This window comes from Mesotoga sp. Brook.08.YT.4.2.5.2. (genome assembly GCF_003351125.1).
Taxonomy (GTDB): Bacteria; Thermotogota; Thermotogae; order Petrotogales; family Kosmotogaceae; genus Mesotoga.
Genome location: NZ_JPGZ01000022.1, coordinates 1 through 13,130, shown reverse-complemented (window position 1 = coordinate 13,130; position 13,130 = coordinate 1). Strand labels below are relative to the sequence as shown.

Genomic DNA, 13,130 nt, shown 5'->3' with positions numbered 1-13,130 from the left:
AACTACTACGGACACTTTCGCAAATTTGAAATGTATACAGTACTGAGTCGGCTAAACAAAGCCTTAGTTCAGTGGGTAAGAAACAAGTACAAGAAAAGGAGAGGTCGTACAAAAGCGGGTAAATGGCTAGAAGCTCTTGCTCGCAGAGAGCCTCATCTATTTGTACACTGGACAATGGGGATATTCTATTCGGCTGGATAATGGGAGCCGGATGAATCGAGAGGTTCAAGTCCGGTTCTGAGAGAGCCTGGGGGTGAAATCCCCCTGGGCTACTCACCAGCATTGTCAGGATGACGTGAAGGAGTGTCATCCCTTGAGGCTGACCTGATGAGCGCCTCTTCGGTCATCCCGTGATGCACCTGCACGGGATCTCGCCCTGAAGAGCCGCTGCACGCTTAAGAACGAGGACCCGCTGATCGCTGACGAAGACAACGTTGTCCGTCAACGGTCCGCCGTCCACCGAGAAGAGCGCGTTTCAAGAGACTTATAAAGTTTATCGGGTTTTGCTCTTACAACTTGCAACTGTTTCAAAGATCTAGATCCTGGCCAGTAGCACGAGGATGACGTGAAGGAGTGCCAACACGCATAGCCTTCCCTGGAACCCACTCACTTAGTCATCCCGTAGTGGTTCTGTACGGGATCTCACCCTCACCATACCCTAGACCCGGTCCTACCCCTAGGAGACGAAGAACCTGGACGCGCAGCGTCGGAACGAAAAACTTGGGCGCAACGCGCCGGAACCGCTCTTTCGCTCTTGATAAAATGGAGTCCCTATTTTCAATGGTAGTCTGACAGTCATGCACATAAACGATACAATTGTATGCGCAAATGATATTTGTTCTCTTGTGAGAGGTGATACATGTCTTATGCTGAACAGATTCTAGACATCGCACGTAAAAACAACGGTATAGTCACATCGAGGCAAGTCACAACAGCGGGGATAAATCGTCATTATTTGAGAGTCTTGGTAGACAAAGGTTTTCTCGAAAGATCGGAACGAGGCGTTTACATTATTCCCACATTCCTTGACGACGAGATGTTCAATCTTCAAAACCGGTATAGGAGGGGGATATTTTCTCATGGAACGGCTCTATTCTTGCTTTATTTGACAGATCGAACTCCGATCAAGTATTCAATGACATTTCCGATCGGCTATAATACCTCAAATCTAAAAACAGAAAATGTTGAATACTACCGTGTTATAGACGGGTTGTACGAACTTGGTATAACCACGAAAAGAACTCCTATTGGCAACGAGGTAAGGGTCTACAACGCAGAGAGAACACTGTGCGATATTCTAAAAGGGCGTAGTCATACAGATATCCAGATCATAAGCGAAGCGTTCAAGAGATATACACAACTGCCCAGTAGAGATATTCCCATGATTTCAAAGTATGCAAAGCTCATGAGGGTAGAAAAGAAGCTGCGCGCCTATTTGGAGGTATTGCTTTGAAGAACTCGATGCAGCTGAAAGCGATCATTAAGAACGTGGCAAAAAGCAAGAATATATCTGCTCAAATTGTCCTTCAGAACTATATGCTGGAGCGTTTGCTGGAAAGAATTTCATCATCACGCTACCAATCGAACTTCATCTTGAAAGGAGGATTTCTTATCGCATCAATAGTAGGCCTTGATACAAGGGCGACCATGGATATGGACGGGACCATTAAAGGGCTAAAGGTGAATGTAGAAAGTATATCAAACATGCTGAACGAGGTCTGTGCGATAGAAATGTGAATAATGAAGTCCCTATTTATAGAAAGGCCTTACTTAGTGTGGTTTGGTTGAAGATTCAGGAATTCATGCGGAAATTGATATAATTGTTCTTGTATAGCCTAAGCAGCGCAGGAAGAAGGGAGGGTTCTCCGTGAGAGTCGTTCTTGAGAATATCGGGCCGATAAAAAAAGCAGACATTTCGGCCGGTGATCTGACCGTTCTCGTCGGGCCACAAGCAACGGGTAAAAGCATCTTTCTTCAGTTGTTCAAGTTCTGCGTTGATCACGCCAATATAGTAAAGGAATTGAAGAAGCTTGGCTTTGATTGGAAGAATGAGCTCGAGAGTTTCTTGCAGGTCTATTTTGGCGAAGGGATGCAGGCGATATGGAATTCTCAGAGCTACATTGAACTTAACGGAAGAAAGTTTCAGATCGAAACTCACGTGAAGAAATCAGGCGGAAAAGACAGTAAGGCCAAAGTATTCTATATACCCGCTCAACGAGTTCTGATTATCTCTGCCGGGTGGCCACTTCCTTTCACCTCTTTCGATCCTACGTACCCTTTCGTTGTTAAGGACTTCAGCGAGAAGATCAGGCGCATAATGGATTCCGGCCTTGGGAGCGGCAATACCCCAATTTTTCCGAGAGACGGATACTTCAAGAAAGAGATAAGGGACGCGCTGCAGAAATCCATAATGAGAGAAGGCAAACTGAAACTAGATATAGGCCTCAGGAAAAGAATCATGCTGGAGGTTGCAGGAGTATCAATGCCCATCATGACTTGGTCTGCGGGTCAAAGGGAATTTGCGCCCTTACTACTTGGGTTGTTCTGGCTGCTGCCTTCGGCAAAAGTCTCGAAAAAGCAAGGCGTGAACTGGGTCATAGTTGAAGAGCCAGAAGCAGGCCTTCATCCGCTAGCAATTAGGGATGTCTTTCTTACTATAGTCGAGCTGTTGAGCAGGAATTATAGAGTCTTGCTCTCAACCCATTCTTCGGGAATAATAGAACTCGTTTGGGCGATAAATGAGATTGTATCTCATCCTGAAGCAACTGCAGACAAAAAGAGGAAACTTCTCCTCGACCTTTTCGAACTAAAAACAACGCCAAATACGAACAAACTAATAAAGGATTTCGAAAACAAGAAGCTTGTTGTCAACTACTTCAAACCAACCGACGCTGGCGTGGTGACTGAAGATATTTCTTCACTCGATCCCGGGAGCGATAAGAAGTCAGTGTCGGAATGGGGTGGCCTCGTAGAATTCACTTCCAAGACAAACGAGATCGTAGCAAAGCTCTGGAGGTAGAAAATGGATCAAATACAGCCCATAATGAATTCATCTCTTGGCCCCTGTATAAAGAACGGACTTCAAGCAATTGGGAAACCTGACAAAGTCAGTCTTCAAGAAACGAGAACCAATGCAAAGAGCGTTGATATAGATAGCTGCCTTAAAGAGGATTATCCCAATGAGAATAGATGGGACTATGCTGTTTTTATCGACATTGATGCTATGCTGAAAACAGCATTCATAGAGATTCATCCAGCAAATGAATCCGAGGTCGATGAGGTGATCAAAAAGGCGCAATGGATGAAGCGATGGATCATGGATAATCAGATAAGAGTCATCAGTGAGAACCGGAAGTTCTTCTGGGTTTCATCTGGGAACGTAAAGATCACCAAGAACTCACAGAAAATACGTCTTCTCCACAAACAAGGAATCGAAGGCCCACAAGAACATTTGGTTGTTGACAAAGAAATGAGATTCTAATGCCCCATCCGATTATCCCGTATCAGCCCGAAGTAATTCTATACGGGACACCGTTCTTTAAGTAATGGATCTTGCTCCCGCTCTACGCCCTCGATCCTAAACCAACCAAGAACTTGGACGCGAAGCGTCGGAACGAGGAACTGCTCTTGTTCTAAAAATGGAGTCTGTCCCTATTTTTGGGTCCTTTGTTCCTAAAAATGGAGTCTGTCCCCATTTTTATGAAGGAAGAACTGCTCTTGTTCTCAAAAATGGAGTCTGTCCCCATTTTTTATGTCGGAACGAAGAACTGCTCTTCTCCCGCTCTTCCTAAGGACGGGTCCACGCTCCTGGACGAAGGTCGTAGGACGGGTCTGTGCACGCTCTTGTTCCTAAAAATGGAGTCCCTATTTTTGGTAACAAAAATGGAGTCTGTCCCCATTTTCACCAAAGAGCGTTGATATAGATAGCTGCCTCAAAGAGGATTATCCCAATGAGAATAGATGGGATTATGCTGTTTTCATCGAGAGTGATGCTATGCTGAAAACAGCATTCATAGAGATTCATCCAGCAAATGAATCCGAGGTCGATGAGGTGATCAAAAAGGCGCAATGGATGAAGCGATGGATCATGGATAATCAGATAAGAGTCATCACTGAGAATCGGAAGTTCTTCTGGGTTTCATCTGGGAACGTAAAGATCACCAAGAACTCACAGAAAATACGTCTTCTCCGCAAACAAGGAATCGAAGGCCCACAAGAACATTTGGTTGTTGACAAAGAAATGAGATTCTAATGCCCCATCCGATTATCCCGTATCAGCCCAAGTGATTCTATACGGGACACCGTTCTTTAAGTAATGGATCTTGCCCCCGCTCTTATGGCCTCGATCCTAAACCAACCAAGAACTTGGACGCGAAGCGTCGGAACGAGGAACTGCTCTTGTTCCTAAAAATGGAGTCTGTCCCCATTTTTCTTGGCGAAGCCAGCCATGCGTCCCCGGATGGTTTTCCTGAAATTATTCTAGTCGTGACTGTGCTCTTATTTGTTTATAAGCACTTACCAACCACCAATAACGTACCTCCAACAACGGCTCTGAAAAAACGAGTCTGTCCCTATTTTTGTATTTATAACCAAGAACCTGGACGCGAAGCGTCGGAACGAGGAACTGCTCTTGTTCCTAAAAATGGAGTCCCTGTTTTCTTTTTACGCTCTTTCAGCTCTTGCCAGACCCTAAACCCCATACTCTAGACCCGGTCCTAGGAGACCAAGAACCTGGACGCGAAGCGTCGGAACGAGGAACCGATCTTGTTCCTAAAAATGGAGTCCCTATTTTTACTGGGGAACATCATCCTCAAAATCGCATTCTCCATGTTGTCAAAGATGAAAGAATACGATGAAACCTTGTTCCTCAATGCCAAAGGAATTAAAATCACTCAACCAAATAATACAATAATTCCTGAGGCTTTCACAAATCCTGAATACTCCCAGGATGCTCATCCATCCTTAGCTGCCACTAAGGATGTGGTTGACAACTTGAATGTCACTTGAGTAGTAGACTTTTCCTTATTAATATGATAAGGTCCCTATTTTTATGCTAAAAATGGGGTCCCTAGTTTTTTCATTGTTGACTCTTTTCCTTTACATTGAGGAAGAGCAATTTCCTACTTGCCAAAAACAGACATTTCTCTGATAATCTTACCCGTCTGAACAGGAAGAGGAACAGCTAGAAGAAATAGTGAGAGTAATGTTGCAAAAATGACTCCGGGTAGCCCCATCAAATAACCTAGAACGAAAGAAAGCGGGACATTGATTATGGCTATGACTAATGACAATATCACCTGAAGATTGACTAGCCCAGTACCATTGATGAAGTTTATGAAAGTACCAGTCCATGCTCTTGTGAAAGCATACAATCCCATCAGAAGCACTAGGCTTTCTGACACCAAAAGGGGACTTCCTAACCAAAGTGTCGTGATAAAGGGAAAACTGAATACTAGTAGAATTATAAAGCCTAAAATAGGAACCAAAATCACGACTGACTTCTTCAATGTGTTCTTAATCCAGACCGAATCGTTCCTCTTGTAAGCTTCAGCATACGCTGGCCAAAGAGGAGCCAAGAGCACCGAACTGTGTAGAATTAGGATTGCATCAAATAACTTATGAACCAACTGATAATCAGCAACTGCATCTGCCCCCATAATGATCCCAATGACTAGCTTGTCGCTTGTGAACATGATCATCGAAGACACTTGCAAGAGAAAAAACTTCATGCCGAGTGTTAATAGATCCTTAACTAAGTGTTTTCTGAAGTACTTCAGTCTCGGAATCACTATTCGATTCTTCACTGAAAATAGCAAGAAGACAAGCAAACTTGGAATAACCAATGAAGCACCATAAACGTTAGCGTAGATCATTAAGCCAGAAGTCTTCAGCAGAGGTGCTAATAGAATTCCGAGTAGTAACAATCCTTGAGAAATCACCCTGACTAAATTTACAATATAGGTTCTCTGATAAGAATAGTACACTTGATTAAACACATTGAGTACAAAGCCAGCCAGAGTGTATACGGCAATGATCGTACTGACGAATGATAGATCGCCGCCTCTGTAACCTGTTAGAGTCCCTAGCCAACCAGAGCCAAGTATCAGAATTGTAAGAATCCACAAAGTGAAAACAACTAGCGCAAGACTTAGCAAAGAGAAGAAAGTGGTCGACACGTACTCTCTTGATCGCTTCCAGTCATTCGAAGCAATAGAATTCGAGAGCCTGTTTTTCAAACCGTTTCCAAGACCACCGTCAAAAAAGATTAGCCAATGGATTACTGAAGTCAAAAGAACCCAGATTCCGTAGCCTTCTTTGCCGAGATAGGAAATACTAATAGGGACTTGAACATAACTCAAGACCATCGCTGACAGATTCAATATAAGACCTAACGAGAAGTTTCTTTTGAGCCGTGAGGTTCGCCCTTCAGGCCTTAGAATCTCTTTCTCATTCATTTGGACTCCAATTGTTTCTGGGGTTGTGTTCTGCTAGAATCCTCTGTAAAGCATTAAGGAAGTTCTTCTTGAAAGCTTTCTTTGAGAAAGAATCCTTTGCATACTGAATCACTTCTCGCTCAAACGTCTCAAGATCCTGAACAGATCTATTAGCACACTTACGGACTACTTCAGAAACATACCCAACGTGGAAATCCAACATATGAACAACGAAGTCCTTCATATCGAGCCCGGTCTCCCTTGTAACAACAGGAATAAGACCATGATTCATGCAAGTGACAACTGATGTGGCGACTCCTTCGGAACACGAGGGAAGTATGACGTAAGTACATTTCTCCAGGAGCGCAAGAAATTCATTAGAAAGAACCGGCACAAAGCCTAGATCAATAATGTTTTTGGTCCGCCTGAAATTGAAAAGCCTTTTCTCTCTATCTTTAAGACCGCACACAAATAACGTTAGATCACTATTCTCTGACAGACTGAAAACATCAACAAGAATATCTAAACCTTTATGAACAGCTCCGCTGGAACCAAACCAGAGAAAGCACTTCCTTGTTTCTTCATGGTGCTTGCGATTAGGAACGAAGTTGGGGTTTTCCATTCCCGTTGGGAATAGCGTTTGAATCTCATACGGCAGACCCGCATAGGTCTCTTTGACAAATTCATTTCCGATGAGAATACCTGCGTCTGCAATATCAAGCTGTTCATTGGTGAAGTATGTCCCGGTTCTTCTGACTAACATATGCTTTTTGTGCCTCTGAAAAAAGTACTCGTCTCTCTCCTCTTCTTGCCTTCTTGAAAAATCTGGACTTGCTTCTGTAAGGTAAATAATTTTTAGGCACTTGGGATTCACTTGAGAATAAGATAAGAAAGGCGAACCAAAACCCAGAATCAAATCATAGTGTTTCTGCAATATCAAGCTAGTATTTGTGTCATCCAAACAATATGCAACGTCAATCGAGAAGTTGAAATCAATTAAGGCTTTAATTATCATTAGCACTTCTTGTTGGTTTGAATGAGTCATAACACTTTCAAGTGGTCTCTCCAAAGGAGCAACAACATATGACAATAGAACACGTTCCTGATCCACGGAGGGATCATGGTTGATGTTCTGAATGAACAAGGGCCTCTTGACGAACTTTCTTAGTTTATGCTCTATTGATCTTGGAAGTAACTTCTTGATGAGACTCTTCAAGTCTTGCCTCCCTGTTCGCCTAAATATTGGCGTCCACCAATTATCTTTCTCTTGCAAACCACTCATAAGTTATATTAAGACCCTCGTTCAACTCTGTCTGATGACTCCAACCCGCTTCATGAATTCTAGTAACATTAAGAAGTTTCCTCGGTGTTCCGTCTGGTTTGGAGGTATCGAACCTGAGCTCTCCATTGTAGCCTACTACTTCGCCTATAAGCTCTGCAAGTTCACTTATTGTTACGTCTTCTCCTGTTCCTATGTTGAAGAAGTCATTTCCCGAGTAATTCTTCATTAGAAAGAGGCAGGCGTCTGCGAGATCATCCACATACAGGAACTCTCTTCTTGGAGTACCCGTTCCCCAGATTTCAACATAAGGAGCATTGTTTATCTTTGCTTCGTGAAACTTTCGGATCAGAGCAGGTAACACATGACTTGTGTTTAGATCGAAATTGTCGTTTGGACCATATAGGTTCGTAGGCATAACGCTTATGAAATTCGTGCCATATTGTTTGTTGAAGTACTGACACATCTTTAGACCGGATATCTTTGCCAGCGCATACGGTTCGTTTGTCTCTTCAAGATATCCAGAGAGTAGATACTCCTCCTTTATTGGTTGAGGTGCCATCTTTGGATATATACAAGAGCTACCGAGAAAGAGGAGCTTTTTCACTCCAAATTCGTGAGAAGCCTTTATCACGTTGCACTCTATCATCAAATTCACGTATATGAAGTCGGCGGGATATGTACTGTTTGCCTGAATTCCACCAACCTTGGCTGCTGCAAGAAAGACGTACTCAGGTCTTTCTTTCTTGAAGAATTGCCTTGTTGCTCTTTGATCAGTTAGGTCAAGTTCTTCATAGGATCTGGTGACTATATTCGTATATCCCTCAGATTTGAGCTTTCTCATAATAGCCGAACCAACAAGTCCTGTATGACCGGCTACGTAAATCTTGGAAGCAGGTGAGAGACCGGTGGCTTGTGACTGGTGTTCGGTGATTGGTGATTGGATGTTAGTTTCTTTCTCATTGTCTGACAATGTTACTCCTCCTTTCGATTCAGGCTCATTATTAACGAGTTTATCATCTTTGCAATCGTTTCTCCTTTTTCGATCAAGTTCTCAAAGCTCTCATCGGAAAGAAAGCCAAGTCTCTTCGCAATTTCCAGCTGCGTAGTTGCTTCAGCCAGAGATCCTTTAGCAATATGCAAGAAGTTAAGTGGTTCTCTCTTGCCTTTTCTTGCAGAACCCTCAGCTATGTTTGATGGTACTGAAACAACAGCTCTTCTAAGTTGCGCTGACAGTCCAAACATTTCGTCCTTTGGGAATGATTCAGTTGCTTTGTAGACATCGGTAACAAGGTTCATGCTTTTTTGCCAGACCCTAAGGTCGCGGTAACTCAATATCATTTCTCTCTATTGACCTCCGTTCTATCTCGCACGACTCTCTTGTCCTTGTTCAGAGTTGTTAGTTTTTCTCTTCACTACTCACCAGTCACTATCCACTAATCACCGTTCTTATACTCCCTCTTGTACTTTTCATACTTCGCGGTTTCGAGGTCGGCTTTCATCATTATTCTTACCAGTTCCTGGAATTTGACTTCGGGTTGCCAGCCAAGTTTTTTTCTTGCCTTTGTCGGGTCTCCGAGTAGAAGTTCTACTTCTGTCGGTCTGAAGTAATCCGGATCTATTTCAACGACTATCTTTCCTGTTTTTGAGTCGATTCCTTTTTCTTCAACGCCTTTTCCTCTCCACTGAATATCTATTCCCGCTTCCTTGAAAGACAGTTCAACGAATTCTCTTACAGTATGGGTTTCTCCAGTGGCTATAACAAAGTCTCCTGGTTCATCCTGCTGGAGCATCAGCCACATTGCCTTTACATAATCGGGGGCATATCCCCAGTCTCTCTTGGTGTCCATGTTTCCAAGGTAGAGTCTTTCTTGAAGGCCGAGAGATATTCTTGAAGCTGCCCTAGTAATCTTTCTGGTGACAAATGTCTCTCCCCTTCTGGGAGATTCATGATTAAAGAGAATGCCATTGCTCCCAAAGATTCCATACGCTTCTCTGTAGTTGACTGTTATCCAATAGGCGTACAGTTTAGCTGCTGCATATGGGCTTCTGGGATAGAATGGAGTCGTTTCTTTCTGAGGTATCTCCTGAACCTTTCCATATAGTTCACTAGTCGATGCCTGATAGAACTTGGTCTTCTTTTCGAGTCCGAGGAAATGCATTGCTTCGAGCAATCGGAGTGTTCCCAATCCGTCTGAATTAGCAGTGTATTCTGCCGTCTCAAAAGAGACCTTGACATGACTTTGAGCGGCGAGGTTGTAAATCTCGTCCGGTTGTATCTCTTGAATAAGCCTTATCAGATTCGTTGAATCAGTCAAGTCTCCATAATGAAGAAAGAGATTGACGTCTCTTTCATGAGGATCCTTGTAGAGATGATCTATTCTCTTCGTGTTGAAGCTGCTTGATCTCCTGATTATTCCATGGACTTCGTAGCCCTTATCTAACAACAATTCTGCTAGATAAGAACCGTCTTGACCAGTGATTCCTGTGATTAAAGCAATTCTCTTCATAATTAACCTCCAGATTCTAGTAGCTAACTAAGCATATTGTCAAGCGAGACTACTCTCAATTATATTATGAAGAATTGCTGCCCACTTGTCTTCATCAAAGTAGCTGGCTTCTCTTATAGCAGGTTCAAGGAACTCCTTTTCATATGTGCCTTGATCAACTGAATCAATAGTTGAGTTCAGCACTTGGAGCAATTTGCCCTGAGAATACCTAACAAAGATTCCATGCCGGGAAGATTTCAGAACATCAAAAGGCGTTATGACAGGGATTCCTAGGGATGGCCCATCAAACTCCACTCCCGAAGCTTTAAATACCCCGTATGGCATTGATCTAGATAAATCTGCTAGAAGAAAATGTGAGCTAAGAAGACCATTCATGTACTCTTCCTCAGTTAGAAATCTGTCAAACGCGATCAACTTGTCTCCGAGAAGTCTCTTCCCTCTGCTCACAATATCGGAATCTTGAACTTCTCCGAGCAGCTGCAACCTGAAATCTCCTTTCACTGAACCACCGAACAAATTGAAGTAATCATCGTAGTTCCTTCTTATTCCGTTCACTGAACCAGAAATTGTGAAAGTCGTCACCGAGTTACTCAAGACTTCTTCCCTTCTACGTCGAAGAATAGCGGCTGATGAAACTCTAAATGGCAACTCGTACACATGTTTTTCTGGCATTATGCGTGACATTTCTTTCTTAAGGTAGTCCGTAAGGACAATTAAACTCTTTGATGAACTTGCCAAACAGGCGTTGATTCGCTTGCGCCATTTGGAATATGAATTAAAAGCCAGTTCTTTTCTTCTGAAATTCGAATCACCTTTGATAACAAATCGATTAATGTTGTGAACAACAAGCAGAGTTGGAGTTTTTTTGACTATGTTACAAAGGAAGAAATTCAGTACTGCGTCTTGAGCCGTTGTTATAAAGAGGAGATCTATTTTGTGTTTTCTAACGACATCGTAGATCGCGTCTAAATAGTCTCTGCAGGAATAAAGTCTTGATACAGGGTTGTTAAACTGTCGCGAAGGAGCTGTCTCAATCGAAAAGCTAGCTCCGCATCCCTTGAAGTAAGAAGCTTTTTTTTCAGTGGCAAACACGATAACATTCAAATCATGCTTCGTGAGCAAAAGCTTGAGTATCATCAAATCAAATGACGTATGATAGTCCGTAACGACAAGCAATATATTCTTCATTATCCAGCCTTCTCAACCTTCATTGTAACATCGGAACTATTCCGTCTCACTTGCTTCCTTGTAAGATACTCATTAGTCGCTTGACAACTAGTTAGTCCTTAGGCAAGTAAAAATAATCACAAAACGAATTCGAACTTGATTAGTAATATCTGTAATTATAACATTCCTGACAAATCTTAAGGTTATCAGACTCTTGTAACTATTCTATTTCATACATTGTGGCCTCCCAAATCCTTACTTTGGGAGAAACTTACGGGCGATTTCTCGGTTCTTAATTAAGAAGAAAAAGTCTTAAAGCAATCATACGAGTAAGACTGCTTTCACCAAGCCAAATCAATATTGAGCGAAGAGTATTCACAAGAATCTTTGGTATCCTCTTGTACGAAGTAACTAGCCAGGCGGGACTCTCCTACCCGGCTAGTCATGAAACTAAGACATCTCTATTAGATTTCTTGCCGTCTTCCAAAGTCCCTTGTTCAGGAACATGACGACAAGGTCTATCAGTACATCCAGGATGAAGTCGAAGAATTCTGGGTCTATCTTCCATTCTTCATCGGGAAGCACGTCCTTTATCATCTGTTTCACTTTCTCTTTCTTCTCAGCCCCGTTGCCGGGAGATTCTACGTAACTAGCGAAAATTGTGATTAGGGATATTAACTCTCTTATCCAGTTCATATGGATTACCTCCTTAGTTTTAGTTCTGGCGCTTCGCGCCTAAGTTCCTCGTTCCGACACTTCGTGTCCACGTTCTTGGTTAAGAGCAAGGATCATAGTCTGCGCTTCGCGCCTAGGTTCCTTGTTCCGACACTTCGTGTCCAGTTTCTTGGTTAAGGCGAAGATCATAGTTTGCGCTTTGCGCCTAGGTTCCTCGTTCCGACACTTCGTGTCCAGGTTCTTGGTTAAAGCGAAGATCATAGTCTGCGCTTCGCGCCTAAGTTCCTCGTTCCGACGCTACGCGTCCATGTTATTGGTTCAGAAGAGCAAAGAGCAGTTCTTCGTTCCGGAGCTAGGAGCTTTGTTCCTAGTTCAGAAGAGCGATGAGAACAGTTCTTTGTTCCGACGCTACGCGTCCAGGTTCTTCGTCAGAGCGGAGTTGATCAAAGACGCCGATCCTTTTAGAATTCTCTCGGAGGTGAATGATGTGTCTACAAGTTACAAAGATTTGCATGTATGGCAGCTCAGTATGGATTACGTGATGGAGATCTACAGATTAACCAGAGACTTTCCTGAGTATGAGAAATACGGTCTCGGTTCTCAGCTCCAAAGATCTGCTGTATCCATTCCTTCCAATATCGCCGAAGGTTCTGGAAGGCAGCATAGAAAGGAGTTCATTCAATTCCTCTACCTCGCGAGAGGTTCTCTTCTTGAATCGCTTACTCAACTTGCCATAGCAAATAGGCTCGACTACATTAACGACAGCTGTCTTGAATCAATCGAAGCCGTCGGAAAAAAGATCAACATGATGATCAACAAACTGATCAGTTCTCTAAAGAAACCCGGGCAGTAAGCCCGGGCATCCAAGAACGAAGAACAGATCCTCGCTCTGGAACGAACAACTAATGTGGTCAGATGAGATTAAACAACTCATTCTTCTGGGTATCGATCACTGCCGCGTAGTCAACCGCATAATTTGAAGGGATCACCTTCAGAGTTATGAGGTTTCCCATCACAGTCTCGACTTCAGATTGAGTGAGACTCGCCTTGGGCTCCTTTATGTAG

At 43.1% G+C, this 13,130-nt stretch carries 15 protein-coding genes and 1 pseudogene; 8 read left to right on the top strand and 8 right to left on the bottom strand.

The features are described from left to right. The 7 genes and pseudogenes from Q502_RS06070 to Q502_RS06035 all read left to right on the top strand — a co-directional run. A pseudogene (locus tag Q502_RS06070) lies at window positions 1-201 on the top strand (group II intron reverse transcriptase/maturase); the annotation flags it as partial. Window positions 202-859: 658 nt separating this feature from the next. Next, window positions 860-1,453 carry a type IV toxin-antitoxin system AbiEi family antitoxin domain-containing protein gene (locus Q502_RS06065; RefSeq protein WP_102819437.1) on the top strand — a complete coding sequence of 198 codons (594 nt, stop codon included), beginning with the start codon at window positions 860-862 and terminating at the stop codon, window positions 1,451-1,453. Then, a complete protein-coding gene (locus Q502_RS06060; protein ID WP_219724963.1) occupies window positions 1,450-1,737 on the top strand; it encodes a nucleotidyl transferase AbiEii/AbiGii toxin family protein in 288 nt (95 codons plus the stop codon). The genes Q502_RS06065 and Q502_RS06060 overlap by 4 nt, the downstream gene beginning before the upstream one ends. 130 nt (window positions 1,738-1,867) lie before the next feature. Beyond that, on the top strand, window positions 1,868-3,019 hold the full coding sequence (locus Q502_RS06055; RefSeq protein WP_112109450.1) for an AAA family ATPase: 1,152 nt from the start codon (window positions 1,868-1,870) through the stop codon (window positions 3,017-3,019). Window positions 3,020-3,022: 3 nt separating this feature from the next. After that, window positions 3,023-3,481 (top strand): hypothetical protein, encoded by a 459-nt coding sequence (locus Q502_RS06050; RefSeq protein WP_102819434.1) that lies wholly within the window; start codon window positions 3,023-3,025, stop codon window positions 3,479-3,481. A 513-nt stretch (window positions 3,482-3,994) separates the two neighbouring features. Further along, complete coding sequence (locus Q502_RS06040) at window positions 3,995-4,252, top strand: hypothetical protein (protein WP_112109448.1); 258 nt, start codon at window positions 3,995-3,997, stop codon at window positions 4,250-4,252. 512 nt (window positions 4,253-4,764) lie between these two features. Beyond that, window positions 4,765-5,007: a hypothetical protein gene (locus tag Q502_RS06035; protein ID WP_258394215.1), complete on the top strand. Its 243-nt coding sequence runs from the start codon at window positions 4,765-4,767 to the stop codon at window positions 5,005-5,007. Window positions 5,008-5,120: 113 nt separating this feature from the next. On the opposite strand, the gene Q502_RS06030 is transcribed toward Q502_RS06035, so the two are convergent. The 7 genes from Q502_RS06030 to Q502_RS06000 form a co-directional block, all read right to left on the bottom strand. After that, window positions 5,121-6,455: an oligosaccharide flippase family protein gene (locus tag Q502_RS06030; RefSeq protein ID WP_102819432.1), complete on the bottom strand. Its 1,335-nt coding sequence runs from the start codon at window positions 6,453-6,455 to the stop codon at window positions 5,121-5,123. Next, on the bottom strand, window positions 6,448-7,650 hold the full coding sequence (locus Q502_RS06025) for a glycosyltransferase family 4 protein (protein WP_180977997.1): 1,203 nt from the start codon (window positions 7,648-7,650) through the stop codon (window positions 6,448-6,450). Before Q502_RS06025 ends, Q502_RS06030 begins: the two co-directional genes overlap by 8 nt. A 40-nt stretch (window positions 7,651-7,690) precedes the next feature. Next, entirely contained in the window at window positions 7,691-8,647 is a 957-nt protein-coding gene (locus Q502_RS06020; protein WP_258002070.1) for a GDP-L-fucose synthase, read from the bottom strand. Window positions 8,648-8,688: 41 nt separating this feature from the next. Then, window positions 8,689-9,054 carry a four helix bundle protein gene (locus Q502_RS06015; protein ID WP_180977996.1) on the bottom strand — a complete coding sequence of 122 codons (366 nt, stop codon included), beginning with the start codon at window positions 9,052-9,054 and terminating at the stop codon, window positions 8,689-8,691. 95 nt (window positions 9,055-9,149) lie between these two features. Beyond that, window positions 9,150-10,223 carry a GDP-mannose 4,6-dehydratase gene (gene gmd / locus Q502_RS06010; RefSeq protein WP_102819430.1) on the bottom strand — a complete coding sequence of 358 codons (1,074 nt, stop codon included), beginning with the start codon at window positions 10,221-10,223 and terminating at the stop codon, window positions 9,150-9,152. A 39-nt stretch (window positions 10,224-10,262) separates the two neighbouring features. Further along, complete coding sequence (locus Q502_RS06005; RefSeq protein ID WP_102819429.1) at window positions 10,263-11,411, bottom strand: hypothetical protein; 1,149 nt, start codon at window positions 11,409-11,411, stop codon at window positions 10,263-10,265. A 429-nt stretch (window positions 11,412-11,840) separates the two neighbouring features. Next, window positions 11,841-12,086, bottom strand: a complete 246-nt coding sequence (locus Q502_RS06000; RefSeq protein WP_102819428.1) for a hypothetical protein — start codon at window positions 12,084-12,086, stop codon at window positions 11,841-11,843. 340 nt (window positions 12,087-12,426) lie between these two features. Between Q502_RS06000 and Q502_RS05990 the strand changes: the two genes are divergently transcribed. Continuing rightward, window positions 12,427-12,918 (top strand): four helix bundle protein, encoded by a 492-nt coding sequence (locus tag Q502_RS05990; protein ID WP_258394214.1) that lies wholly within the window; start codon window positions 12,427-12,429, stop codon window positions 12,916-12,918. 58 nt (window positions 12,919-12,976) lie between these two features. Here Q502_RS05990 and Q502_RS05985 read toward each other — a convergent pair whose 3' ends face one another. Beyond that, window positions 12,977-13,126 (bottom strand): DUF2922 family protein, encoded by a 150-nt coding sequence (locus tag Q502_RS05985; protein WP_258553709.1) that lies wholly within the window; start codon window positions 13,124-13,126, stop codon window positions 12,977-12,979. Between the last annotated feature and the right edge of the window lie 4 nt (window positions 13,127-13,130).

Coding starts and splice junctions, on each gene's coding strand:
- gmd (WP_102819430.1), bottom strand. CDS start 10,223: ATGAAGAGAATTGCTTTAATCACAGGAATCACTGGTCAAGACGGTTCT.
- Q502_RS06040 (WP_112109448.1), top strand. CDS start 3,995: ATGCTGAAAACAGCATTCATAGAGATTCATCCAGCAAATGAATCCGAG.
- Q502_RS06030 (WP_102819432.1), bottom strand. CDS start 6,455: ATGAATGAGAAAGAGATTCTAAGGCCTGAAGGGCGAACCTCACGGCTC.
- Q502_RS06065 (WP_102819437.1), top strand. CDS start 860: ATGTCTTATGCTGAACAGATTCTAGACATCGCACGTAAAAACAACGGT.
- Q502_RS06015 (WP_180977996.1), bottom strand. CDS start 9,054: ATGATATTGAGTTACCGCGACCTTAGGGTCTGGCAAAAAAGCATGAAC.
- Q502_RS06050 (WP_102819434.1), top strand. CDS start 3,023: ATGGATCAAATACAGCCCATAATGAATTCATCTCTTGGCCCCTGTATA.
- Q502_RS06005 (WP_102819429.1), bottom strand. CDS start 11,411: ATGAAGAATATATTGCTTGTCGTTACGGACTATCATACGTCATTTGAT.
- Q502_RS06000 (WP_102819428.1), bottom strand. CDS start 12,086: ATGAACTGGATAAGAGAGTTAATATCCCTAATCACAATTTTCGCTAGT.